Here is a 24924-nt window from a genome sequence, read left to right as displayed (position 1 = left end):
GACCCGGCGCGGGGTACGAAAGTTGCGTCCCCGTGCCGTGACGCCGGCGTCTGGATACGAACAAACCTCCATGTGGATGAGGTCTCCATGAACCAGCCGACAATACTGGATCTGATCGGAACCGGCCCGAATGGCTGGGGCATGGCGCTCGCCGCGGCCACCGTCATGACCGTCCTGATCGCCATCGCCGGTTTCGCGATCGGTGCGGTGATCGGCGTCTTCGGTGCTTGGGCAAAAGTTTCGGGCGGCCCGCTGACGCGCGGGATCGCGGGTTTCTACACCACCGTTCTGCGCGGCATACCCGATCTTCTGGTCATCTATCTCTTCTATTTCGGGGGCAGTGCCGCAGTGACAGCGATCGGCAGGTTATTCGGCGCTGAAGGATTCATCGGGTTTCCGGGCTTCCTGGCCGGCGCGCTCGCTGTCGGCATTACCTCCGGCGCACAGCAGACGGAGGTCTTTCGCGGCGCCTATCGAGCGGTCCATTCCGGCGAGTTGGAGGCGGCGATCGCCTGCGGCATGTCGCGCTCCCTGCGGTTTCGCAGGATCCTCGCGCCGCTGACGCTGCGCCACGCGATTCCCGGCATGGGGAATGTCTGGCAGGTCGTCTTGAAGGAATCCGCGCTGGTTTCGGTTACGGGCGTCGTCGAGCTCCTTCGGCAGTCGCAGATCGGCGCCGGCTCCACCGGCCTGCCCTTTAATTTCTATGTCATCGCCGCTGCCGTCTACCTGGCTATTTCAACGGTTTCCGGCGGTCTCCTGCAATTCAGCGAAAAGCGCTTCACGCGCGGCGTCAGGAGGGGTTGATGGATCTGCCGTTTCTCTGGGAAACCTTCCTCAGCCTGATTGCTGCCGTACCGCTGACGCTGCAGCTTGCCGCGAGCGCAATCGTACTCGGCGTGTTCCTGGCCCTTGGCCTGGCACTCAGCCGGCTGTCCGGTATCCTGCCGCTCGACTGGTTCGCGAGGGCCTATATCTTCGTCTTCCGCGGCACGCCACTGCTCGTCCAGATCTTCCTGATCTATTACGGCCTTGGCCAGTTCCGTGATGTCCGCCAGAGCATGCTGTGGGTGGTGTTGCGCGATCCCTACTGGTGCGCTGTCATCGCCTTGATGCTGAACACCGCCGCCTATTCCGCCGAAATCATTCGTGGCGGCCTGCTCTCGGTCCCGTTCGGCCAGATCGAAGCGGCGCGCGCCTGCGGCATGTCCCATTTCATGGCCTTTCGGCGCATTGCCTTGCCGCTCGCGATCCGCCAGGCTCTGCCCGGTTATTCCAACGAGATGATCTCGATGGTGAAGGCGACGTCGCTTGCCTCGATCATCACCATCATGGAGGTGACCGGCGTCGCGGCCAAACTGATCTCCGAGACCTATCGGGCGATCGAAGTCTTCGTCGTCGCCGGCGCCATCTATCTCGCCATCAACTTCATCCTCACCCGGCTTGTCGCCCTCGCCGAGTATCAATTGAGCCCGCACCTGCGCCAGCCTGCGGCCTTGCCCAGCACGTCCACGGGAGCCACTAGATGACGCGTTCGACCAATCCACCCGCACCGGCGGCGATCACCGTGCGCGGGCTTCGCAAGAGTTTCGGTCCCATCGAAGTGCTGAAGGGTATCGACATGGAAGCATGCGAGGGCGAGGTCGTCTCGATCCTCGGCTCCTCCGGCTCTGGCAAGTCTACCATGCTCCGCTGCATCAATATGCTGGAGACACCCGATGCCGGCGAAATCACCGTTGCCGGCGAAACCATCCGCATGAAGCCGACCGGCTCCGGCAAGAGCCGCATTGCCGACCGCCGGCAGGTGGAGCGTATCCGCTCCGAACTCGGCATGGTGTTCCAGAGCTTCAATCTCTGGTCCCACAAGACCGTGCTCGAAAACATCATGGAAGCGCCTCTGCACGTGCAGAAGCGTTCGCGCGCCGAATGCCTGGAGGAGGCGGAAGCTCTGCTTGCCAAGGTTGGCATTGCCGAAAAGCGCAATCACTATCCGGCGCATCTTTCCGGCGGGCAGCAGCAACGGGCCGCCATCGCCCGCGCGCTCGCCATGCGGCCGAAGGTGATGCTGTTCGACGAGCCGACCTCGGCGCTTGACCCGGAACTTGTCGGCGAAGTGCTGCGTGTAATGCGGGCGCTTGCCGAAGAAGGCCGGACCATGCTGGTCGTCACGCACGAAATGGGCTTCGCGCGTGATGTCTCGAGCCGGGTCATCTTCCTGCACCAGGGCGCGATCGAGGAGGAAGGCCGGCCGCAGGACATGTTCACCAACGCGAAGTCCGAGCGCTTCCGGAAATTCATCAGCGGCTGAGCCGCTCGACATTCTACCCAAACAAAGAGAGGGAACTGACAGATGAAATTCGTCAACACGGCAATCGCCGCTGCTTTCACCGCCATGACGCTGATGGCGACGGCCGCCGCGGCGCAGGACAAAACGGAAATCGTCATCGCCACGGAGGGCGCCTTTCCGCCTTACAATCTGACCCGACCGGACGGCACGCTGGACGGCTACGACATCGATCTTGGCAAGAACCTCTGCGAGCGCATGAAAATCAAGTGCGCGTTCGTCGCGCAAGCCTTCGACGGCATCATCCCGGCCCTCAATGCCGGCAAGTTCGATGCCATCATGGCCGGCATGTCGGCCACGGAAAAGCGCAAGGAAGTCATCGACTTCTCCATGTCCTACGGTAGCACCGGCCAGTCCTTCGCGACGCTCAAGGACAGCCCCCTGGCAAAAATGCCCCTGAAGGACGAACTCTTTTCGCTCGCCTCCAATGAGGCCGGCGCCCGCAAGGCTGTCGAACAGCTGAAGCCGCTGCTGCAGGGCAAGACGGTTGGCGTCCAGACGGCCTCGATCGCCGCACGCTTCATCGACGAATATCTGAAGGGCGTCGTGCAGGTTCGCGAGTACAAGACCACGGAACAGCATGACCTCGATCTCGTTTCCGGCCGCGTCGATTTTGTCATGGCATCAATGGGTTACCTGATGACCGCCGTGCAGAAGCCGACAAACAGCGACCTGACGATTGTCGGCCCTCGCTTCCAGGGTGGTTTCCTCGGCGCCGGCAGCTCGGTCGGTCTTCGCAAGGGGGATACTGGGCTCAAGCAGAAATTCGACGAGGCGATCGCCGCCGCCAAAGCGGACGGGACGACGACGAAGCTGTCCATGAAGTGGTTCGGCTTCGACATGACACCGCAATAATCTTCTAATCAGAAGGCCGCGGCATCCCGCGGCCTTTTCACAACCGGACCTTCGTGTTACGGCAGTCACGAACACGAGGCTGGTTTCGGTTGCTTGACTTGGAAGCTGCGCGTTCCGGATCAGCTACCGTTCGTAACGCCGCGAGCGCCGTAGAGCCACGAGGAGTTTCTGGAGCGCGTAGGCGGCCGGCGTCCGATCAGCCGTTGATCATATCGCGGAAGCGGGCAAGTTCCTCGCTCGCCACGCCGACATTGTGCGGCTCTGCCGGATAGGCTCCGCTCTCGACGTCCTGACGGAATTCCCGGAACGCTGCGATGCGCTCGTGCTGCAGGCGGTCGAACTCTGCGGCAAAGTTGCGATAGGTCTTCGAATGTCGGGGCACATGCCCGCGGTTCTGTCCGAGCACGTCATCGGCAAAGAGATATTGCGCGTCGCAACCGGCGCCCGCCCCCATCGAGATCATGAAGAGAGACGTCCGGGCGCTGATCAGCGAGGCAACTTCGGCAGGAACCACCTCGATCTCGGCGGCGAAGGCGCCAGCCTCCTCGAGGGCCTTGACGGCATTCCAGATCGCCATCGCGCTGTCGGCGGTCTTGCCGACCGCCTTGAAGCCACCGGTCCAGGTCGCCTTCGAGGGAATGAGGCCGACATGGCTGCAGACGGGAATGCCCTCGTCCCTGAGCTCGCGGATGATCCGGAGGTTCGCCGCGCAATAGACGGCGTCGCCACCGGCGCGCATCGCTTTGAAGGCCCCCCGCAGATATTCCTCCGTCGTGACGAAGTCGCCATATTCGAGCCCCGGCACGGCAAAGACACTTGGCGCCACCTCGCGGAACGCAGGCCCCAGGAGCGCTGGCGGCGCGGAGACCATTTCAATCCCGGCCTTATCGGCGGCTTCCGCCTCCTCGAGCGTGACGACACGAAGCATGCTGAGCTGGCGCTTGCCCTTGAGCGCCAGGATATCGGCAACGGTGGGACGGTTGGATTTCATCGATGCATCCTTTGGCGCCAGGCGCTCACAGAAGGGATTTCAGTTTGACGGAAGGATCGGCGAGTGCCGCAGGATCGGCGCGCGTGCCCCTGGCGATCAGCATTTCGGCCAGTCGAATGTCGCGGGCAACGGCACCGACGGGGCCAAGCCCGCTGGCTGCCAGCAATCGCCCCTCCGCGTCGAGGTGAAACAGGATCTCGGCCTCCGGCGACAGCGTCCGGCCGACGGTCGATGTCGCGCCGTCGGACAGGCCGGCCACCTGCAGCGTCAGGTCGTATTGGTCCGACCAGAACCAGGGCACCGCATCGAAGGATGCGGCCTCTCCCAGCATGTTGGCCGCCGCGACGCTGCCCTGTTCCTGTGCGTTGCGCCAGGATTCAAGCCGGACGCGCCGGCCGCCATAGGCGGTGACGGGAAAGGAGCAGCAGTCGCCGGCCGCGAAAATGTGCGGATCGCTGGTCGCCAGATGGCGATCGACGGCTATGCCGTTGTCGATCGCAAGCCCTGCTTCTGCGGCAAGACGGGTGTTGGGCTGGGCACCGATCCCGACCACGACCGCATCGACCTCGATCCGGCGACCATCGGCGAACCCGATGGTAACGCCGCTCTCGCCATCGGCGATGGTCTCGATCCCCACGCCGCAGAGGAGTTCCACGCCTTCTGCCGCGTGCCGTGCCTGCAAGGCGAGCGCAAGCTTTTCGGGAACACCGCGCATCAACACGCGCGGTTGCGCCTCAAACAAGGTGACGGCCGTCCCGAGTTTCCGGCCCATCGCGGCCAGTTCGAGCCCGATGAAGCCGCCGCCGAGAATGGCCACGCGGCCATCCTCCCGCATGTGGCGACGAATGGCGGACGCGTCCTCGACGGTCCGCAGCACATGGATACGATCGCTCGTGGCAAGGCCTGGAAACCGGCGCGGCGCGGCGCCGGTTGCGAGCAGCAGCCGTTCGTAGGACAGTATTTCGCCCGCTTCCAGTCGCAGCGCATGGCGTGCCAGGTCGAGCGAGATAGCCCGCTGCCCTCGCAGGAAGGTGATCCCGGCCTCGGCAAAACGTTCGCTTGCGACGATCGCCCGGACGGTCCCGGCTTCCTCGCCCCCCTTCGACAGGGGCGGACGTTCGTAAGGGAGATGCGGTTCGTCGCCGATCAGCGTGACGGTCCCCTGGTAACCCCGCTCCCGCAGGGCAAAGGCCGCGCGCACGCCCGCTTCGCCGGCGCCGACGATCACCATGCCTTTGTCACCCATCTCAGCCGACCTGGATGAAGACGCGGCCACCATCGACCTTGACCGCATAAGTCTTGAGGTTGACGCAGACAGGCGCGCCCTTGGCTTGGCCGGTCTTGTAGTTGAAGCGGCCGTTGTGCTTCGGACATTCGATGATATCGTCCATCACCAGACCATCGGCCAGATGGACATTCTCGTGCGTGCAATGTCCGTCGGTCGCGTGGAAACTGTCTTCCGGGCTGCGATAGACGGCGTAGCTCTTGCCGGCGTGATCGAAGCGGATGACATCCTCTTCGTCGATCTCGTCCTTGTCGCAGACGTCGATCCAGGTGCTCATCGAGCTCTCCTCCCCTTTATAGCTTATTTTGTCGGATGCCGGCGTCACTCCGCCGCTGGCGCCATTGCGTCGCTGTGGAAGTCTTCGCGATAGGGCTTTGCCGTCGGCGGCAACTCGCGCTTCAGGAAATAATCCTCGTTTCGGAGCTGGCGCAGGAAGGCAGGGATCATCTCGCGATAACCGTCGAGGATCGACGGATTGGGTGCCGGCAGATCGTCCTTGATGGTCTGGTGCAGCTTCGGCAGCGCGTGATAGGGCACCATCGGGAACATGTGATGCTCCACGTGATAGTTCATGTTCCAGTAGATGAAGCGGCTGATCGGGTTCATGTAGACCGTGCGGCTGTTTAGCCGGTGGTCGGTGACGTTGTCGGCAAGGCCGCCATGCTGCAACAGGCCGGTCATGACATGGTGCCAGGCACCATAAAGGCGCGGCATGCCGATCAGCATCAGCGGCAGGATCGAATTCAGGGCGATCGCGAGCGCAACGGTCGCCACATAGATCGCGAGCCAGATGCGCGCGACGCGGATCGCCTTCGGCTGCTCCGTCTCCGGAATGATGATCTTCTCTTCGGCGCTGATGACGCCAAACGCGTTTCGGACCATGTCGATCACCGCATGCCAGGCATCCAGCAGGCCGAACAAATTGAGGATCAGCCGCAGGAGATCCGGCGGACGCATCACCGCGATTTCCGGATCCCGGCCGACAATGACCGTATCGGTGTGGTGCCGGGTATGGCTCCAGCGCCAGGTCACCGGATTGCGCATGATCATGAAACAGGCGATCTGGTAGACAAAGTTGTTCATCCACATCGTCTTGAATGCCGTGCCATGACCGCATTCATGCCAGCGGCTGTCCGAGGCGGACCCGTAGAACACGCCGTAGGCGAGGAAGAAAGGGATCGCCCAGAGGCTGCCCCAGAAATAGATGCCAAGCGCTGCAAAGACGACTATACAGCCAAGCCAGATCGCCGTGTCCCGGAGGGCTGGCCCATCCTCCCGCTTCATCAATTCCTTCATCTGCTTGCGCGGAACCTCGGTATGATACCACTGCGCCGCCGCGAGCCCATTGGCCACCGCCGCCTGCGCATCGCGCCCAAGCAGGCTGTAGTCACGCTTTGCCGCTGTCCTCGCCATAGATCTCCTCCATCGGTTTCGATGCGGTCGCCATCAAAGGCGCCGCATGGAATCTGATCTTGAGGATTATCGTTGTTCTGACGGATCACAATCCACGCATGATATATTCTATCAAAAGCTATCATTCTTGATTTATTCCATGATAGAAACCTCTCACTTGAGGGAGGAACAGATGGGATCAAGACCGACGATCGCGGATCTGGCCAAGACTGCGGGAGTGAGCGTCGCAACCGTGGACCGCGTGCTGAACGGGCGGCACAAGGTGCGCGAGGACACGGCGCGGCGCGTCTATGACGCGGCAAACGAGATTGGCTTCCATGCCGTAGGATTGCTGCGGCAGCGAGTGTTCGAGGGGCTGCCGCAATACCGGCTGGGCTTCATCCTGCAGAAGCCCAACCACCATTTCTACCAGAGCTTCAAGCGGGAACTCGAGATCGCCGTCCAGAATCATCCCGGCATTCGCGGCGTGGCGCAGATCGAATTCTGCGCCAACCAGACACCGAGCGAATTGGCCGACAAGCTGAGAGAGGTAGGTGTCAGGAATCAGGCGGTCGCCATGACATCCCCGGACTATCCGGCCCTGACGGTGGCAGCGGAAGAACTGAAGGCAAAGGGCATCCCGGTATTCTCACTCCTGTCCGATTTCGCCTCCGGCATCCGCGAGGGCTATGTCGGGCTCAACAACCGCAAGGCCGGCCGGACGGCAGCCTGGATGATCACGAGGGCTGCAAAAAACCCTGGGAAAGTGGCTGTTTTCGTCGGCAGTCACCGCTTTCACGGTCACGAATTGCGCGAGATCGGCTTTCGGTCCTACTTCCGCGAACACGCCCCCGACTTCGAGGTTCTCGACACGCTGGTGAACCTGGAAACGGTGGAAATCACCCACGAGGCAACGCTGGATCTGTTGCACCGCCATCCGGATCTTGTGGGTTTCTATGTTGCCGGCGGCGGAATGGAAGGCGCCATTTCCGCCATCCGGGAAGAAAAGCTCGGCGGCAAGCATGTTATCGTCGTCAACGAACTGACGCCAATTTCCCGCGCAGCGCTGGCCGATGAGATCGTGACCATGGCGATTGCGACACCGCTTGCCAATCTGTGCCGCGAACTCGTCCAGCTGATGGTCGAGGCGGTGGATACCGGCCCCGCGACGGCGCCAGGCCAGACTTTCCTGCCGCTCGAAATTTATGTGCCGGAAAACATCTGAGCCGCGATGATGGAAATCCATCATAACAATCTGCAAATTCTTTCATGAATGAAATAGAATATTGCTATTTCTTCTTTGACCAACGCCACGAAACCTGATGACTTCGTTCGGCGGGACGGAGGAGGAAAGCCGGCCGCGCCAAACTTCGGGAGAACTCATGGCCGCGCTTACCTTCGCGCTCAACCACATGGTTGCGCCACACATGCCGCTCGGCGCTTTTTTCGAACTGGGCATGTCGCTCGGTGTTCGGCAATTCGAAATCCGCAACGATCTTGCGGGTAATGCCGTACTCGACGGGACTTCACCCGAGACGGTCCGCGACCTGGCAAAGACGCGCGGAACCGAGATCATTTCGATCAATGCCCTGCAGCGCTTCAACGAATGGACGCCGGAACGGGAAGCGGAAGCCCGGGAACTGGCCGCTTATGCCGCTGCCTGCGGCGCAAAAGCTCTGGTTCTGGTACCCGTCAACGACGGAAGCGGCAGGCTGGAGGGTGAGCGTCAGGGGAATTTGCGCGTTGCGCTCAAGGCACTGAAACCCATCCTGCAGGCCAATAACCTCATCGGCCTCGTGGAGCCGCTCGGTTTCCAGATCTGCTCGCTTCGCTCCAAGAAAGAAGCAGCGGAAGCGATTGCCGCGATCAATGGCCGCCAGAGCTTCAAGCTGGTTCATGATACTTTCCACCACGTGCTGGCTGGCGAGCCGGATATCTTCCCGGATTTGACGGGGCTGGTGCACATTTCAGGCGTCGATGACCAGGACGTCAGAATCGACGCCATGCGCGACCCGCATCGCGTGATGGTGACGGCACGGGACCGGCTGGACAATATCGGTCAAATCCGTGCGCTCGTCGACGCTGGTTATCCCGGCCCGTTCTCGTTCGAACCGTTCGCGTCATCCGTTCACGCATCGAGCGATCCGCAAGCGATGGTCCGCAATAGCATGGAGCGGATCCGGGACAGACTTTGACGTCTTCACCGATCCGGTGGCAGTGACCGGACTGGTTCGTGAGATTGCCTTCGGGGAGGAGGCGACCGGCTTTTTGAGGTGTTCGCCGGGCACCGTTTCAGAGGAGGAAGAGATGAAGAAATTTTTGGCGGGTGCCGCGCTCGGCGTTCTGATGGCATCGAGCGCCTATGCGGGCAATATTGGCGTGTCCATGGCCAACTCCGACACGTTCCTGACCGTTCTGCGCAAGGGTATCGAAAAGTCTGCGGCCGATGCAAAACAGCCGGTCCAGATCGAAATCGCGGATGATGACGTTCAGAAGCAGCTTTCCCAGATCCAGAACTTCATCGCCTCGAAGGCCGATGCGATCATCGTCAATGCCGTCGATACCACGGCAACGGCGCCGATGACGAAGCTGGCGAACGATGCCGGCATCCCGATCGTCTACGTCAACCGGATGCCGGCAGACGTCGACAAGCTTGGCCCCAAGGGGGCATTCGTCGCCTCCGACGAAGTTCAGTCCGGCACGCTGCAGACCAAGGAAGTATGTCGCCTCCTGGGCGGCAAGGGCGATATCCTTGTCATGGTCGGCGATCTTGCCAACCAGGCTGCCGTCCAGCGCACCAAGGACATCCACGACGTGATCGCAACGCCGGACTGCAAGGGCATCAAGATCCTCGACCAGCAGACCGCCGTATGGGATCCGGTCAAGGCGCAGGACCTGATGACCAACTGGATCGCGGCCGGTCACAAGCCGGCGGCTGTCATCGCCAACAACGACAACATGGCGATTGGCGCGATCAACGCCATGAAATCCGCCGGCTGGAATATGAAGGACGTGGTCGTTGCGGGCATCGATGCCACCCAGGAAGCGCTCGCCTACATGAAGGCAGGCAATCTGGATGTATCCGTGTTCCAGGATGCCTTCGGCCAGGGCTCGGGTGCGGTCGCCGCTGCCATAAAGCTCGCCAAGGGTGAGAAGGTGGACGCCAAGGTCTGGATCCCGTTCCAGCTCGTGACGCCTGAAAACATGACCAAGTTCACGACGAAGAATTGACCGAGAATGGGCCGATCCGCTGCCTTGCGAGGCAGCGGATCACTCTCGTGGAGGAGGACCACCATGTCGGCTGAACGCATCATCAGTCCCCAGACCATGGAGGCCGTTCGCAGGAGCGGCGCTGTTCCGGGCAGCAAATATCTTCTCGAAGTCGAGGACGTGCGCAAGGAATTTCCAGGGGTCGTTGCTCTGGACAACGTGCAGTTGAAGCTGAAACGCGGGACGGTGCATGCCCTCATGGGCGAGAACGGCGCCGGCAAGTCCACGCTGATGAAGATCCTCGCGGGCATCTACACGCCCGACAGCGGCTCGTTCAAACTGCGTGGCGTCGACATCCGCCTCAAGAATCCGCTCGACGCGCTTCAGAACGGAATCGCGATGATCCATCAGGAACTGAATCTGATGGCGCCCATGACCGTGTCGGAAAACATCTGGATCGGCCGTGAGCCGCTCGGACGTTTCGGTATCGTGGACCATGCCGAAATGAACCGTCGGACGGACGCGCTGTTTGAGCGCCTCGGGATCGAGATCGATCCTGAAATCAAGGTCGGCAAGCTCAGCGTGGCCAACCGCCAGATGGTGGAGATCGCCAAGGCCGTATCCTTCGATTCCGATGTCCTCATCATGGACGAACCGACATCGGCCCTCACCGAGAGGGAGGTGAACCACCTCTTCCGGATCATCCGTTCCCTCCGCGAGGAAGGAAAGGGCATCATCTACATCACCCACAAGATGAACGAACTCTTCGAGATCGCTGACGAGTTCTCCGTCTTTCGCGACGGCAAGTACGTTGCGACCTGCAATTCCTCGGAGGTGACCCGCGAAGACATCATCCGCATGATGGTCGGGCGCGAGATCACCCAGATGTTCCCGAAAGAACCGGCGCAGATCGGCGACGTCGTGCTGTCGGTAAAAGGGCTGACGCTGAACGGCGTCTTCCGCGACGTGTCGTTCGATCTCCGGGCCGGCGAGATCCTCGGCTTTGCCGGCCTCGTCGGCTCGGGCCGGTCCAACGTCGCGGAGACGATCTTCGGCGTGACGCCCGCAAGTTCCGGGACGATCGAGCTCTTCGGCAAGCAATTGACCGTCTCCTCGCCGTCCGTCGCCATGGCGCACGGCATGGCGTTTCTGACGGAGGATCGAAAGGAAACCGGTTGTTTCCTGCTGCTCGACATCCAGGAAAACGCGCAGATGGCGGTGCTGCAACAGCGCTATGTGCAGCTCGGCTTCGTAGAGCAGGAAAAGCTGCGGAAGGCGGCCACCGACATGGCCAACCGCCTCAGGGTTCGCACGCCAGACATGCGGGAGCCGATCATCAACCTGTCGGGTGGCAACCAGCAGAAAGTCCTGATCTGTCGCTGGCTGATGACCAATCCGAAGATCCTGATCCTCGACGAACCCACCCGCGGCATAGATGTCGGCGCCAAGGCCGAGATCCACCGGCTGATCTCGCAGCTCGCGGGCCAGGGTGTGGCGATCATCATGATCTCGTCGGAGATGCCTGAGGTGCTCGGCATGAGTGATCGCATCGTCGTGCTGCATGAGGGGCGGGTCACAGGCATCCTGGACAGGGCCGAAGCCGATCAAGTCAAGATAATGGAGCTGGCGTCGCGCTGACGGCACAGCCGGGAGGATATCATGTCTGATGCCATCAACGAACTGGGGGAGACCTCCAAGACGGGCTTGAAGAAAATTCGGCGACTTCCACCGGAATTCTCGATCCTGGCCGTCCTGATCGGGATCGCCCTTATCTTCGAAGTGATCGGCTGGTACGTCGTGGGCGAAAGCTTTCTGGCGAACAAGCAGCGCTTGTCCATCATCGTCCTGCAGGTCGCCGTCACGGGGATCATCGCCGTCGGCGTGACGCAGGTCATCATCACCGGCGGGGTCGATCTCTCGTCCGGCTCCATGGTCGGGTTTATCGCCATGGTGGCTGCGAGCTTCGCCCAGACCTCGCTGAATGCTCGGGCCGTTTTCCTGCAACCGGAATACGCCGCTTTCGGCCTGGACTGGTTCATCGATTCAAGCCCGTTCTGGCCGCTTCTGGTCGGCGTGCTGCTCGGCGCATTCCTGGGTTATCTGAACGGCCTTCTCATCGCCAAGACAGGCATTCCGCCCTTCATTGCCACTCTTGGCATGATGGTTTCAGTCCGCGGCCTGGCCAAATGGTATACCGAAGGCCAACCCGTCGCTTTGCTCAACGAAAACTTCGCCTGGCTCGGCCAGAGCTTCAGTCTCTGGGGCTTTCCCGTCCCGCGAACGGTCATCGTCTTCTTCGCCGTGGCAATCATCTTCCACGTCGCATTGTCCTATACCCGCTACGGCAAGTTCACCTATGCCATCGGCGCCAACAGCCAGGCTGCACGCGTCTCGGGGATCGATATCGGCAAGCACCTGATCAAGGTCTATGCGGTGGCCGGCCTGCTCTCCGGCCTCGCCGGCGTCATGCTCGCTGCCCGCGCCCAGTCCGGCCAGCCGAACATGGGCGTCTCCTTCGAACTCGACGCCATCGCGGCGGCCGTCATCGGCGGCGCTTCGCTCTCCGGCGGCGTCGGCCGGATCACCGGGACGGTAATCGGTACGATTATTCTCGGTGTGGTGACCTCCGGCTTCACTTTCCTCAAGGTCGGCGCCTACTACCAGGAGATCGTCAAGGGCGCGATCATCGTCGCGGCAGTCGTCATCGACGTGCACCGCCAACGCAAGAAATCCCGCGCCTGAAGAACCTCCCCAGGCGCCGAGGCGGTGCTGGTTGCGAGCAACCTGCACCGCCTCCCCCTATGCACCCGTCCTACAATTCAGATGACGCCGTCACAGGCCATTCGCGAGATGACCATGAAGACCTATGTTTTGACCATTTCCTGTCCGTCGACCCGCGGCATCGTCGCTGCGGTCTCCGGCTATCTCGCCGATCAGGGCTGCAACATCGTGGATTCATCCCAATTCGACGACCTCGGCACCTGTCGGTTCTTCATGCGCGTCTCCTTCATCTCCGAGGAAGAGGCCAATGAAGCGAAGCTCGCACAGGGCTTCCCCGTTATCGCCGAGCGTTTCGGCATGACCTGGAGCCTGCATGATGCCGCCAAGCGGGAGAAGGTCCTGCTGATGGTATCGCGTTTCGGCCACTGCCTGAACGACCTGCTCTACCGCTGGAAGATCGGCGCACTGCCGATCGAGATCGTCGGCGTGGTCTCCAACCACTTCGACTACCAGAAGGTCGTGGTCAATCACGATATCCCCTTCCATCATATTCCGGTGACCGAGGCCAACAAGCCTGAGGCCGAAGCGCGCATCATGGACCTCGTCGGGCAGACCGGCACCGAACTCATCGTGCTTGCCCGCTACATGCAGATCCTGTCCGATCAGATGTGCCAGAAGATGTCCGGCCGGATCATCAACATCCATCATTCCTTCCTGCCGTCGTTCAAGGGCGCCAATCCCTACAAGCAGGCTTTCGAACGTGGCGTAAAGCTGATTGGCGCCACGGCCCATTACGTCACCGCCGATCTCGACGAAGGTCCGATCATCGAACAGGACACCGTGCGCGTCACTCATGCGCAGTCTCCGGATGACTACGTCTCTCTCGGCCGCGACGTCGAAAGCCAGGTGCTGGCGCGCGCCATCCACGCCCATATCCACCACCGCACCTTCATTAACGGACATCGCACCGTCGTCTTCCCGGCGAGCCCGGGTTCCTATGCCTCCGAGCGCATGGGGTGAACGTGGCCATTGTCATCGAGGGACGACCACCGCTGCTGCCGTGATCGAAGCGGAAACCTCACGAGCTGCCGGCGACCAGGTGAGCCGCTTCTATTTAGAACTACCTATCGGTCGGCTCGGATCGGTGGCTCACTGTCTTTGGGGAGCGGGGTCCGATACGCCAGCCCACCACGCCGTCCGTGCAATTCTTCCTTGGCGCGCGACAACAATGCCGGATTGGCAATCGCCCTTGCAGCGGTTGCCGCCATCACCTTGGCGGCCGTGACCATGGCCTTGTGGGCGGCCGGCAGCTTGCCTTGTGTTACGGTCTGCCAGGCATGAAACGGCGTGCCAATCGCCGCGGTCGCTGTCAGGCACTGCGCGGTGGGCACAACCCAGCTGACATCGCCCACATCCGTCGAACCAAAGAGCAGGCCGGGCTTTTCTGGCAGCGGCAGAATCCCATCATGCAGAGTTTTCGGATAATCGGCCGGCCCGCCAAAGGCTTCGGCGCTCGCGCGGACGTCGTCATCCGTCAGTGCGGCGGCCCGTAACCTGTCGGCGAAGTCGAAGTCCGCCTCATCGAAATCGGGGGCACCCAGCCTCGTAAACTGCTCATGCATCACCTCCTCCAGGGTACGGTTGGGGAGGATATTCGAAGTGGCGCGGTCGAACACCATCTCGACCTTCGTCTCGGTCATGAGCGCAGCACCCTCGGCGATCTTGCGCAACCGCTCAAAAAGGCTGCGGACATCACCGAGGCTTGGCGCACGGACCAGGTAGAGACCTTCTGCGGAAGCCTGCACGACATTGGGAGAAATGCCGCCAGTCTGGGTAATCGCATAATGCACACGGGCGTCCGAGGGCATATGCTCGCGCATATAGTTGATGCCGACATTCATCAGCTCGACGGCGTCGAGAGCGCTGCGACCGACCTGCGGGCTCATCGCGGCATGCGCCGCACGACCGCTGAAGCGAAAATAGGCCTGGATATTGGCGAGCGTCGAAGAGGACATGACGGCGTTGTAGACGCAAGGGTGCCAGCAGAAGGCGGCATCCAGATCATCAAATGCGCCTGCGCGCGCCATATAGGTCTTACCCGATCCCCCCTCTTCGGCAGGGCACCCATAATATCGAACCCGTGCCTTCACACCGCTTTCGGCCAAAGCGTCCCGGAGGGCGACTGCCGCAAGAAGCGATGCGGCGCCCAGGAGGTTGTGATGACATCCGTGGCCATTGGCGCCCGGCTCGGCAGCCCGCTGCTCCGTGATGCCGGCTTCCTGGGAAAGCTCGGCCAGAGCGTCGAACTCCCCAAGGAACCCGATCGTGACGTCACCTTCGCCTGCTTGGGCCACGAAGGCGGTCTTCATTCCTGCGATCCCGCGGGTGACACGAAAGCCTTCGGCTTCCATAGCGGCAATATGCTCCTCCACCGATCGGAACTCCTCGAAACGCAGCTCCGGCATGCCCCAGACGCGATCGCTGAGATCGATGAAGGCCGGAGCCTTGGCGTCGGCGCAGCGTGAAATATGGTCGGCGTCGAGAACGTCGTTGCGCCGTGTCGCGTCAGCCTTGTCCTGCATATCGGTCATTCCTCGATCACTTCAGAATATCGGCGCCCGCGCAGGCGAGCAGCACGGCCAGTCCGACGGACATTTCCGGAAGAGTCGTCGCCGGATCCACGTCCGTCCACTCGCCCAGCGTATGGGCGTCGCCGCCCTTCCCTCCCCACGAAAGGGTAACGGCTGGAACGCCGAGGCTCATGGCGACGTTGGCATCTGTCGAAAACGAGCTGAACACCGGGGTCTGGCCAATCGCTGCGATGGCGGCCGCTGCAGATCGCGTCAGTTCACCATCGGTGGTGAACCCGGCCGGCCGATCGCCTATCAGCACGATCTCGACAGCAATTGAGCCCTTCTCGATAGAGCGGCTATCGTTCTCGACATGGCAGGATTGCAGCACGATCTGGCGAAAACGGGTATCGAGGTCCACCAGTTCAGATGCCGAATTGGAACGCAGGTCCACCATCAGCGAAACCTCAGCAGGGATGGCATTGACGGAACTGCCGCCTTTTATGACCGTGGAACTGCACGTGGTCTTCGGGTCGTCCGGCAAGGAAAGACGCCCGAGTTCGACAACAGCACGGGCTGCGGCAATCATCGGATTGACGATGCCATGATCAGCAAAGCTATGGCCACCCGGCCCTCGGAACGTCACCCGGTAGCGTTTCGATCCCGTTCCCGCGGAAACGATAGTATCGGCCGGCGTCGGGCCATCAAGGCATATGAGAGCGGCAATTCGGCCACGATAGGCGCTGTTGGCAAAGAAGTGCCGCATGCCACGCAGATCGCCTTCGCCTTCCTCGCCAACGCTCGCCAGAACGAGAATGTCGTCCCGAGTTTCCATTCCGACGGCATCGAGAGCACGGAGATAGGCCAGGATGGCGGCAAGGCCACGGGTGTTGTCGCCCACGCCCGGTGCGGAAAGACGAAAACCCTCACGCCGGACGGTAACATCGGTCCCCTCGGGAAACACGGTATCGACGTGAGCGGAAACCGCGATCATACGCCCGCCCGAAGCCTTTCCCCGGCGAACGCCCGTGACATTGCCGATGGAATCGATCGCGACATCCTTCAAGCCCGCAGCCTCCAGCATGTCCCGGTACGCCCGCCCGCGGACTTCTTCCTTGAAGGGAGGTGCCGGAATTTCGGTGAGTGTTACGAGCTCGCTGATGAAACGATCATGCGTTTGTGCGAGTGAATTGACTGCAGCCCTGAAAGGCGCGCTGACGAGGAGCGCCGGGATCAAGGTGTCTCCGGCGAGCGGGGTGGTTTTAAAGATTTGCATGGTCAGGCCGCTTCGTTGAGATGACAGGCTGAAAGGCGCCCAGGGCCAATCGCTTTGAGTTCGGGAATGTCTCGCTTGCAGCGATCCATCGCGCGCGGGCAGCGCGGATGGAACGGACAACCCGATGGAGGATTGAGCGGCGACGGGAGCTCGCCCTGGATCGGCTTGTAGTCGCGTTCCCCGGCTTCAAGCACCGGCAACTGCTCCAGCAACAGCCGCGTATAGGGATGGCTGGGCGTGGAAAAGAGCTCTTCCGTCGGTGCGATTTCCACCACCCGGCCGAGATACATGATGACCACACGGTCGGAGATATGTTCGACGACCCCGAGATTGTGCGAAATGAACAGATAGGTCAGGTCCAGCTCGTCGCGCAGATCCATGAAGAGGTTCAGCACCTGCGCCTGGATCGATACGTCGAGTGCCGCGACCGCCTCGTCGCAGATGATCAATGATGGCTTGACCGCAAGAGCACGGGCAATGCCGATGCGCTGCCGCTGACCGCCGGAAAACTGGTGCGGGTAGCGATTGGCATAGGCGCCGGAAAGTCCAACCTTTTCCATGAGGTCGACGACGTAGGCCCGCTGCTCGGCCTTGCGGATCAACCCGTGGGCGACGGGCGCTTCACCGATGATGTCGATCACGCGCATGCGCGGATTAAGCGAGGCGAACGGGTCCTGAAAAATCATCTGGACGCTCAGCGCAAAATCCTGGCGCTGCTGGGGCGTCATCGTCGCGGACGGAACCCCTTTGTAGCTGATGGTGCCGGCGCTGATACTGCTGATACCGGCGATCATCCTTGCGACGGTGGACTTGCCGCAGCCGGACTCGCCGACGATCCCGACGACCTCCCCCCTTCTGACGGAAAGATCGATGCCTGCGACGGCGCGCACGTCGATCCTCTTGACCCCGGCGCCAAAGAGGTTGGCGATGTGCCCGGCCACGCCGACCGGCTTGGTGAACGTCTTGGCGAGGGAACGAAGTTCCAGCATCGGTTCCTGCTGGTTTTTTTCTGTCGTCATGTCCTGTCTCATAGAGCTGGATTCCAGCAACGCACCGATCTCCCGCCCGGCAACGGCGTCGGTTCGGGTGCGACCAGACATTCGGGTGTCGCCTTCTCGCATCGTTCGCGAAAGGCGCAGCCCTGTGGCAGGTTGAGCAGTGACGGGGTCATGCCCTTGATCTGGTGAAGTCGGTGGCCACGCGTGGCATGCGAAGGGACGGAATCGATCAGCCCTTGCGTGTAGGGGTGCAAAGGCCTCTTGATTACGTCGGCAGTAGCGCCCGTCTCGACGATGCGGCCGACATACATGACCGAGATACGGTCGGCGAGACCGGCAACGACCGCGAGGTCGTGGGTGATCCAGATAAGCGCGGTGCCAGTCTTGCGGCAAAGCTGCTTCACCTCATAGATGATCTGGCCCTGGATCGACACGTCGAGCGCGGTCGTCGGCTCGTCGGCGATGATGAGCTTCGGCTTGTTGATAAGAGCGATGGCGATGGCGATACGCTGCCGCATGCCGCCGGAGAGTTCGTAGGGATAGGCTTTCAGGCGTTCATCGGGAGATGGAATGCCGACCTGCACGAGCACATCCCTGGCCCGCTGCCGGGCTTCCGCCGTGCTGACCTGCGCATGGGCCTGGACCGTTTCGATCAACTGCGTGTCGATGCGTAGAACCGGATTGAGCGTCATCGACGGATCCTGGAAGATCATCGCGATGTCGTTGCCGCGCAGTTGCCGGCGCGCCTCCTCGCCCATCGAAACCAGGTTGAGGCCGTCATAGTCTATGCTGCCGTCCACAATACGGCCGGGCGGATCGATCAGACCCAGAATGGAGAAGCCGGTGATCGACTTGCCGGAACCGGACTCGCCGACAAGGCCGAGGATTTCGCCGCGACCGAGTTCGATATCGACCCCGTCGACTGCTTTCACAACGCCTGTTCTCGTGGTGAAATGGGTTTTCAGCCCCTTGATCGAGAGCAGCGGCTCCCGTCTGGCCGTCGCAGTTGCTTGCATGCTGCTTACGTCCATCACAGGGCATTCCTCGGGTTGAGAATGTCGCGGAGATGATCGCCCACGAGATTGATGCCGACGATGGCGAGAGCGAGCGCGATCCCCGGGAAGAACGAAATCCAATACTGACCGGACAGCATGAATTCGAAACCGTTGGCAATCAGCATGCCAAGCGACGGCTGGGTGACCGGAACGCCAACGCCGAGGAAGGAAAGCGTCGCCTCCAGTGCGATGGCGTTCGCAAGATCGATCGTGGCGATGACGATCAGCGGCGGAAGACAGTTCGGCAACAGGTGGCGGGCAATGATGCGCCGCCAGCCGAGCGAGAGACAGCGGGCCGCGAGAACGTACTCGCGATTGCGCTCCACAAGGGCGGTGCCGCGCACGGTCCGGGCAAAATAAGCCCATTGCACGATGATGAGCGCGATGATCACCTTGTCCAGTCCCTGGCCGAGGACCGAAAGCATCACCAGCGCCACGAGGATCGCCGGGAAGGAAAGCTGGATGTCAACGATGCGCATCAGCAGGGCGTCCAGCCAGCCGCCGAAATAGGCCGCGCAGAGGCCGACCGTCGAGCCGATCAGAAGTGAAACCGTGACGGACAAGAACGCAACCAGCAGGCTCGTCCGCATGCCGTAGAGAACGGCGGAGAGGACGTCGCGGGCCTGGCTGTCCGTGCCGAGCCAATGGGTGATGCCGCTAACCTCGGCGACGCTGCCTGGCGGCATCTGCGAATCCAGAATATCAAGCGCACCGATATCATAGGGGTTCTGAGGAGCGATCCACGGCGCCCCAAAGGCTGGAATCGCAAGCAGGATCATCAGGATCAGTCCCGCCATAGCCAGCTTGTTTTCCCTGAACTGGACCACAAAACGGCGGAAGGGCGATTCCTCGACGGTTGTCGTGGGTAAAACGGTGGTTGGCGTGCTCATCAGTCGCGCACCTTTTCGCGGGCACTCGGGTCAATCGCCATGTAGAGAATGTCGACGACGAGGTTCAGGATCACCAGGAAAAACACCATCATGATCAGGTAGGCGACGACCACGGGACGATCGAGGGTGATGATGGAATCGATCAGCAGCTTGCCCATCCCGGGCCAGGAGAAGACGCTCTCGGTGACCACCGCAAATGCGATGGCCTGGCCGAATTCCAAACCTGCGACAGTGATGATCGGGATCAGGATGTTCTTCAGCAGGTGGACGTTGAGAATGCGAGAGGGGCGCAGTCCTTTGGCGCGGGCGAATTTGATGTAATCCATCGGCAGGACTTCGCGGGTGGCAGCTCTGGTGACGCGGATCATCAGCGCGGCTTTGGCCAGACCGAGCGTGAGCGCCGGCAGCGCCAGATGCTGCCAGCCATCGATCGTCAATATGCTGAATGCGACCGGACCGACATTGACGGTTTCTCCGCGTGCCGAGGCCGGCAGGACACCGAGATAGACCGCAAACAGCATGATCAGCATGAGGCCGATCCAGAAATTCGGCAGGCTGAAGCCGAGAATCGAGCCCGTCATGATCGCCTTGCTGGACGGCGCCTTTGGCCGCAACCCGGCCAGTATGCCCAGGGGAACGCCGACGACGGAAAATGTCATGGCGACGATCACGAGTTCGACGGTCGCGGGCATGCGCTCGATGATCAGCTGCAGCGCCGGTTGGCCGGTGAGAAAGCTGCGACCGAAATCACCCTGCGCGGCATTTCCAAGAAACGTCAGGTATTGAAGCCATATCGATTGATCGAGACCAAGCGCCTTGCGCAGCGCCTGCCGTTCGATCTCCGTTGCCTCGGGACTCACCAGCATCGACGTCGGATCACCGATCAGGTAAAGGCCGACGAAGACCAGGACCGACATGACAAGGATCACGCCGAGCGCCTGAAACAGTCTGTTGATGATAAAAACGGGCACTCGCCTGTCCTTCTTTCGCGTGTTCCGGCCTGCTGCGCATCGCGAAGCAGGCCGGAAACTTGATTACTTCGCGGACGTGACGTCCTGAGGCAGGGTATACTGATCGGCGCGGGCAGCGTAGCTCAGGCCCTTGCGCAGCGCCCAGACCGGCACTTCGAAATGTACCGGAATGATGCCGTAGTCGGACAGAACCATCTCGTCGGCCTTCTGCAGCAGCTCTTTGCGGGCTTTGTCATCCATCGTGGCGGATGCCTTGTCGAGAAGCGCGTCGAGGTCCGGATTGGAATAGCGCCCACCGTTCGACGTGCCGGATCCCTTGGACGGTTCGCGGGTTCCGACCAGCGACCGCAGCGTCGTAGAGATCTCGCCCGTGGAATTTCCCCAGGCGGCGAGATAGGCGCTGTATTCGAAATTGTCGCGGCTCTTGAAGAACACCGGCGGAGCGGCGGCGGCGACTTCGGCTTTGACGCCGGCACGCGTCCACATGGCGGCGATCGTCTGCGCGATGCGGGCGTCATTGACGTAGCGGCCGTTCGGAGTGCCGAGCGTGATCTGGAAGCCGTTGGGATAACCGGCTTCGGCAAGCAGCGCCTTGGCCTTGGCGGTGTCGACCGCCGGTGCGGCCTGCCGTGCCTTGACCGCGCCGAACATCGGCTCGGGCAGCAGGTCTCCCGTTGCGACGGCGACCCCGCCCATCACCCGTTCGGCGATCGCCTTGCGATCGATGGACAGCGAAAGCGCTTCGCGGACCCGCTTGTCCATCAACGGGTTCTTGTTGCCCTGGCCGGGGATGCCGGGGCTTGGTTCGCCCTTCTGGTCCAGAGCGATATAGACGATACGGGTGCCGGGAGCTTCCGCGACCGAGAGCTTGGGGTTCGTCTTGAACTGTTCCAGGTCCGTCGTCGGCGGGTCTTCCATCATGTCAATGTCGCCGGACAGGAGGGCAGCCGCGCGGGCCGCCGGATTGGTCATCGGACGATAGATCACGTTGTCCCATGCCGCCGGCTTGCCCCAATAATTCGGATTGCGCTCCAGAACCAGATCCGCGCCCTTTTGCCAGGAAACGAACTTGAACGGCCCGGTGCCGACAAGTCCTTCGCCGCGGTTGAACTCGACGGTCGTCTTGCCTTCCGGAGCCGGGCCGGATGCGGCGGCCTTTGACAGGATCGGCAGGTTGGCAATGTCGGTGACCAGCAGCGGATAGGGCTGCTTTGTAGTGATGCGCACCGCGTGCGCATCCGCTGCCTCCACCTTGGCGATCTGGCGGGTGAACAGCGTGAAAGCCGTGGGGCTGTTCGGAACTTTCGGAATGCGGTCGAACGTGAAAACCACGTCATCGGCGGTCAGCGGCGAACCATCGGAGAATTTTGCATCCTTCCGCAGGGTAAATTCCCAGACCGTGTCGCTGGTCGGCTTCCAGCTCTCGGCCAGCGCAGGCTGGGGCACCAGCTTCGGGTCCATCATCACAAGCGGATCGAACATGGCGAAGGTCACCTGCACGTTCGGCACGAGAACGTGGAACTGCGGATCGAGCGAAGAGGGCTCCGATTTGACACCGATCTTCAGATCCGCCGCAGAAAGAGAAAATGCACCCATAAGCAGGAAGACTGCGGAAGCGGCCAGCCTGGTTTTCACGCTATTCATGATTTCACTCCGTTTTCTGTCTTCGTTTTTGTATTTCTTCGAAGAAGTTCCCTTTACCGATCGACCCGGATGGGCCGGCTATTGGATGCGCAGGATCCTTTCAATCCTCGCCATGACGTCACCGACGTCGGTCGCCGCTCCCAACGCGCTGGCGAGCTCGAAGAGCGGTTCAGCCGCTGCGGCGTGGCCGCTCCAGGCGCAGCACGCCTGAAACTTTGCCAAGAGATCATCCTCGTTCAGCGGGTTCTCCGGCGAACCTTTCGGATGGCTGACCGTCGCCTCCATGACCCCGCCGTCCTTCAGATATACTCGTGTGATCGTCTTGAAATTCGCGCCGTCGACCATCAGGGCATTGTCGTAGGCGATCAGGCGGATGCGAGGCAGCCACGCGGCAATCCGCTCATCCCTAACGCTTTCCGGCGTGAAGTGCTTGAGTTCCAGCCCTCCGTCGACCAGCATTCGCGCCATGCAATAGGTGCCGCTGAACCGCGCTTCCATTTCATCGGTGGGACTGTCGAAGCGCAGGTTCCGTTTTGCCATCTCGGGCAGAGACGTCTCGATCCGGTCGATCGCCTCCATCGAAAAACCCGGCTCTCTTTGCAGGACTTCCAAGGCATCGACGCTGCGATGGGCCGCTCCGCAGCAGGGGAAACGCTTTACGAGCAATCCGCTCACCTCGATTTCCAGCGTTTCGCCCAGACCCTCGATCATGACCTCGGCGCCAATGTCGCCCGCCCCGGTCAGCGCGGCAAAACCCCAGTCGCCGGCAAGAGGGTCGTCATTTGCGCTGATGCCAGCCATGGCAAACCGAGCCGCAAGAACGGCATTTTTCGCTGCGAGCCCGACATGGATCGGCTTCATCATGGAACCGAACTGCAGCTTCGAACCGGCAGCCATGCTGGTTGCCGCGCTCATTGCAGCGAGCACCTGGTCCGGAGTGGCGCCAAGCAGCCGCGCGCAAGCTCCGGCAGTGCCGATAGCTCCGATTGTCGAGGTGGAATGCCAGCCGCGCTCATAGTGGGCAGGCTGCATCAGGCGGCCAATGCGCCCCTGGAGTTCCAACCCGACGATGAATGCATCGATGAGCGCGGTCCCGCCGACCTTACGATCGTTCACCAAAGATAGAAGCGCGGGAGCGAGGACCGCCGTCGCATGAGTAAAAGCTGGCGCGAAATTGTCGTCGAAATCGAGTGCGTGCGCCGCGGTTCCATTGATCAGGGCCGCCCAGGGCGCGCTCACTCTGCCGGATGCTCCGAACGCGAAGCATTGCCCCAGGCCATCTTCGGCTATCACGTTGACGACGGAACGGGTCGAAACGTCATTCATTCCGGCGATCATACACGCCGAGATATCCAAGAACGCGCCTTCACCGCGACGGTAGGCAGACGGACTGAAGTGGCAAGCACCGGCCGCCCATTCGGACAATGCCCGAAATGCTGGTTTTCGTTGGTCGCCCATTTGAGAGGCTCTTTGCGCCGTCACCGCGTGCATCGTCGTTCCCATCCGGCCTTGTTGCCGGTTATTGAGGTCGATCTTGGCCAAAGGGATAGGCATCGGCAAGAAACTAAATGGTCGTGCATGATGAATTTTAGTTATAATAGAATGACTGCGGACGGGCTTTGAACCTCCCAATATGAGAGCGACGCGCCACAAGAACTGCGGCCTTCGAGAGAATAGACGATGCCAGAAGCTATTTGGATAACCGGAAGTTATTGGACATGCGATTGGAGAGACCGTGGATCTGAGGCAGTTGAGAAATCTGGTTCTGGTGGCGCGTTATGCCAGCTTCGGGGTCGCAGCCGAGAGATTAAATGTGACACAGCCCGCGCTCAGCAAGAGCATTCGCGCACTGGAAGAGTCGTTGGGCGTTCGTCTCCTGGATCGTGGTCCCTGGGGCGTCAAACCAACTGACTACGGACTGCGGCTGATTGAATATGGAGAGCTCGTGCTCTCCTTGACGGACGAGGCGCGGAACGAATTGGACGCGATGCGGGGTGCCCGTCGAGGCCGGCTACGCATCGGTGCGGTTGCAACGGCAATGCGGGAAATCGTGCCGACCGCGATCAAGCGATTTCTCAAAGCCCAGCCGGAAGTCGATGTTTCACTCAACGAGGAACTCAGCTCAGCGCTTTACGCTTCCCTGCTCAATGGCGCCATCGACATTGCCGTGATGGCTCGGCCGAAGGAGATTTCCGAAGAGATCGAGTTTCTCAATTTGCTTGAAATTCCAGTCGACATCGTCGCGGACCGCGATCATGAACTGGTGAAGCTTGCCAAAGTGAGCCTTGTCGATCTGATAGAATATCGCTGGGTGATCCCTGCCCGGCCGGAACCGGACCGGCTGGCGCTCGAGGCCCTGTTTGCTACCGCGCAGCTTCCTCGCCCTCTCGCGATCTGCGAAACAACCTCATCGACATTCCAGATGTCGATGATCGCCGGCTCAAAATGGCTCAGTTATCTCACCCGCACCAGCGTGTTTGTGCAGGGACGCGATGCGCAGTTTGTGGCCCTGAAGCTCGACAGCCGGACGTGGACCCGCAATATCGGCATAGCCTACCGACGCCGGAGCGTCCTGCGGCCGGTGGTGATGTCCTTTGCCAAGGAACTGGAAGCACTCTGCGCGAAATCACCCCGACAAGACTATCTCCCACCTTGATGGGAGTAGAACTTGCGACCCCGTCATTCTACATCTTGCTTGCAGTTGACGGGAACCGAACCGGAG

The 24924-nt window shown here is 61.3% G+C and carries 23 protein-coding genes; 11 read left to right on the top strand and 12 right to left on the bottom strand.

What is annotated here, in order from left to right; translation table 11 throughout:
- The first annotated feature begins 87 nt into the window (after positions 1–87).
- The 4 genes from C5J26_RS15345 to C5J26_RS15330 are packed head-to-tail and all read left to right on the top strand — an operon-like array spanning position 88 to position 3199.
- Entirely contained in the window at positions 88–807 is a 720-nt protein-coding gene (locus C5J26_RS15345; RefSeq protein WP_105402539.1) for an ABC transporter permease, read from the top strand.
- Positions 807–1529 carry an ABC transporter permease gene (locus C5J26_RS15340; protein WP_105402538.1) on the top strand — a complete coding sequence of 241 codons (723 nt, stop codon included), beginning with the start codon at positions 807–809 and terminating at the stop codon, positions 1527–1529. Before C5J26_RS15345 ends, C5J26_RS15340 begins: the two co-directional genes overlap by 1 nt.
- The gene (locus tag C5J26_RS15335) at positions 1526–2308 is read left to right on the top strand and encodes an ABC transporter ATP-binding protein (protein WP_105402537.1); all 783 of its coding nucleotides are present in this window, start codon (positions 1526–1528) and stop codon (positions 2306–2308) included. The genes C5J26_RS15340 and C5J26_RS15335 overlap by 4 nt, the downstream gene beginning before the upstream one ends.
- 42 nt (positions 2309–2350) lie before the next feature.
- Positions 2351–3199 carry a transporter substrate-binding domain-containing protein gene (locus C5J26_RS15330; protein ID WP_105402536.1) on the top strand — a complete coding sequence of 283 codons (849 nt, stop codon included), beginning with the start codon at positions 2351–2353 and terminating at the stop codon, positions 3197–3199.
- Between the two features lie 196 nt (positions 3200–3395).
- On the opposite strand, the gene C5J26_RS15325 is transcribed toward C5J26_RS15330, so the two are convergent.
- Genes C5J26_RS15325 through C5J26_RS15310 form a run of 4 tightly spaced genes read right to left on the bottom strand, consistent with a single transcriptional unit; the run spans position 3396 to position 6888 of the window.
- Positions 3396–4190 carry a 3-methyl-2-oxobutanoate hydroxymethyltransferase gene (locus tag C5J26_RS15325; RefSeq protein WP_105402535.1) on the bottom strand — a complete coding sequence of 265 codons (795 nt, stop codon included), beginning with the start codon at positions 4188–4190 and terminating at the stop codon, positions 3396–3398.
- Positions 4191–4215: 25 nt separating this feature from the next.
- On the bottom strand, positions 4216–5436 hold the full coding sequence (locus C5J26_RS15320; RefSeq protein WP_105402534.1) for an NAD(P)/FAD-dependent oxidoreductase: 1221 nt from the start codon (positions 5434–5436) through the stop codon (positions 4216–4218).
- A gap of 1 nt (position 5437) precedes the next feature.
- Positions 5438–5752: a MocE family 2Fe-2S type ferredoxin gene (locus tag C5J26_RS15315; protein WP_105402533.1), complete on the bottom strand. Its 315-nt coding sequence runs from the start codon at positions 5750–5752 to the stop codon at positions 5438–5440.
- Between the two features lie 44 nt (positions 5753–5796).
- The gene (locus tag C5J26_RS15310) at positions 5797–6888 is read right to left on the bottom strand and encodes a fatty acid desaturase family protein (protein ID WP_105402532.1); all 1092 of its coding nucleotides are present in this window, start codon (positions 6886–6888) and stop codon (positions 5797–5799) included.
- A 172-nt stretch (positions 6889–7060) separates the two neighbouring features.
- Here C5J26_RS15310 and C5J26_RS15305 point away from each other — a divergent pair, with 172 nt between their 5' ends.
- The 6 genes from C5J26_RS15305 to purU all read left to right on the top strand — a co-directional run bounded on the left by C5J26_RS15305 (position 7061) and on the right by purU (position 13818).
- Positions 7061–8092: a LacI family DNA-binding transcriptional regulator gene (locus tag C5J26_RS15305; protein WP_105402531.1), complete on the top strand. Its 1032-nt coding sequence runs from the start codon at positions 7061–7063 to the stop codon at positions 8090–8092.
- Between the two features lie 157 nt (positions 8093–8249).
- Entirely contained in the window at positions 8250–9062 is an 813-nt protein-coding gene (locus C5J26_RS15300) for a TIM barrel protein (protein WP_105402530.1), read from the top strand.
- A 112-nt stretch (positions 9063–9174) separates the two neighbouring features.
- On the top strand, positions 9175–10098 hold the full coding sequence (locus tag C5J26_RS15295) for a sugar ABC transporter substrate-binding protein (RefSeq protein ID WP_105402529.1): 924 nt from the start codon (positions 9175–9177) through the stop codon (positions 10096–10098).
- Between the two features lie 63 nt (positions 10099–10161).
- Complete coding sequence (locus C5J26_RS15290; RefSeq protein WP_105402528.1) at positions 10162–11715, top strand: sugar ABC transporter ATP-binding protein; 1554 nt, start codon at positions 10162–10164, stop codon at positions 11713–11715.
- A 21-nt stretch (positions 11716–11736) separates the two neighbouring features.
- The gene (locus C5J26_RS15285) at positions 11737–12819 is read left to right on the top strand and encodes an ABC transporter permease (protein ID WP_105402527.1); all 1083 of its coding nucleotides are present in this window, start codon (positions 11737–11739) and stop codon (positions 12817–12819) included.
- A 114-nt stretch (positions 12820–12933) separates the two neighbouring features.
- Entirely contained in the window at positions 12934–13818 is an 885-nt protein-coding gene (gene purU, locus C5J26_RS15280; protein WP_105402526.1) for a formyltetrahydrofolate deformylase, read from the top strand.
- 104 nt (positions 13819–13922) lie between these two features.
- Here purU and C5J26_RS15275 read toward each other — a convergent pair whose 3' ends face one another.
- The 8 genes from C5J26_RS15275 to C5J26_RS15240 all read right to left on the bottom strand — a co-directional run bounded on the left by C5J26_RS15275 (position 13923) and on the right by C5J26_RS15240 (position 23744).
- A complete protein-coding gene (locus tag C5J26_RS15275) occupies positions 13923–15380 on the bottom strand; it encodes a M20 family metallopeptidase (RefSeq protein ID WP_105402785.1) in 1458 nt (485 codons plus the stop codon).
- Positions 15381–15396: 16 nt separating this feature from the next.
- Positions 15397–16644: a M20/M25/M40 family metallo-hydrolase gene (locus C5J26_RS15270; RefSeq protein ID WP_105402525.1), complete on the bottom strand. Its 1248-nt coding sequence runs from the start codon at positions 16642–16644 to the stop codon at positions 15397–15399.
- Positions 16645–16646: 2 nt separating this feature from the next.
- Positions 16647–17663, bottom strand: coding sequence for an ABC transporter ATP-binding protein (locus C5J26_RS15265; RefSeq protein ID WP_245441181.1), 1017 nt, complete (start codon positions 17661–17663; stop codon positions 16647–16649).
- Positions 17664–17671: 8 nt separating this feature from the next.
- Positions 17672–18673: an ABC transporter ATP-binding protein gene (locus C5J26_RS15260; RefSeq protein ID WP_105402523.1), complete on the bottom strand. Its 1002-nt coding sequence runs from the start codon at positions 18671–18673 to the stop codon at positions 17672–17674.
- Entirely contained in the window at positions 18673–19587 is a 915-nt protein-coding gene (locus tag C5J26_RS15255; protein WP_105402522.1) for an ABC transporter permease, read from the bottom strand. The genes C5J26_RS15260 and C5J26_RS15255 overlap by 1 nt, the downstream gene beginning before the upstream one ends.
- The gene (locus C5J26_RS15250) at positions 19587–20558 is read right to left on the bottom strand and encodes an ABC transporter permease (RefSeq protein WP_105402521.1); all 972 of its coding nucleotides are present in this window, start codon (positions 20556–20558) and stop codon (positions 19587–19589) included. The genes C5J26_RS15255 and C5J26_RS15250 overlap by 1 nt, the downstream gene beginning before the upstream one ends.
- Positions 20559–20621: 63 nt before the next feature.
- Positions 20622–22202 (bottom strand): ABC transporter substrate-binding protein, encoded by a 1581-nt coding sequence (locus C5J26_RS15245; protein ID WP_105402520.1) that lies wholly within the window; start codon positions 22200–22202, stop codon positions 20622–20624.
- A gap of 78 nt (positions 22203–22280) precedes the next feature.
- Positions 22281–23744, bottom strand: a complete 1464-nt coding sequence (locus C5J26_RS15240; protein ID WP_172745871.1) for an MmgE/PrpD family protein — start codon at positions 23742–23744, stop codon at positions 22281–22283.
- A gap of 193 nt (positions 23745–23937) precedes the next feature.
- Here C5J26_RS15240 and C5J26_RS15235 point away from each other — a divergent pair, with 193 nt between their 5' ends.
- Positions 23938–24858 carry a LysR family transcriptional regulator gene (locus C5J26_RS15235; RefSeq protein WP_105402518.1) on the top strand — a complete coding sequence of 307 codons (921 nt, stop codon included), beginning with the start codon at positions 23938–23940 and terminating at the stop codon, positions 24856–24858.
- Positions 24859–24924 lie beyond the last annotated feature (66 nt).

The organism is Neorhizobium sp. T7_12 (assembly GCF_002968535.1).
Taxonomy (GTDB): Bacteria; Pseudomonadota; Alphaproteobacteria; order Rhizobiales; family Rhizobiaceae; genus Neorhizobium; species Neorhizobium tomejilense.
The sequence above is the reverse complement of the archived record's forward strand: the minus strand, read 5'-3'. Positions and strand labels throughout refer to the sequence as shown.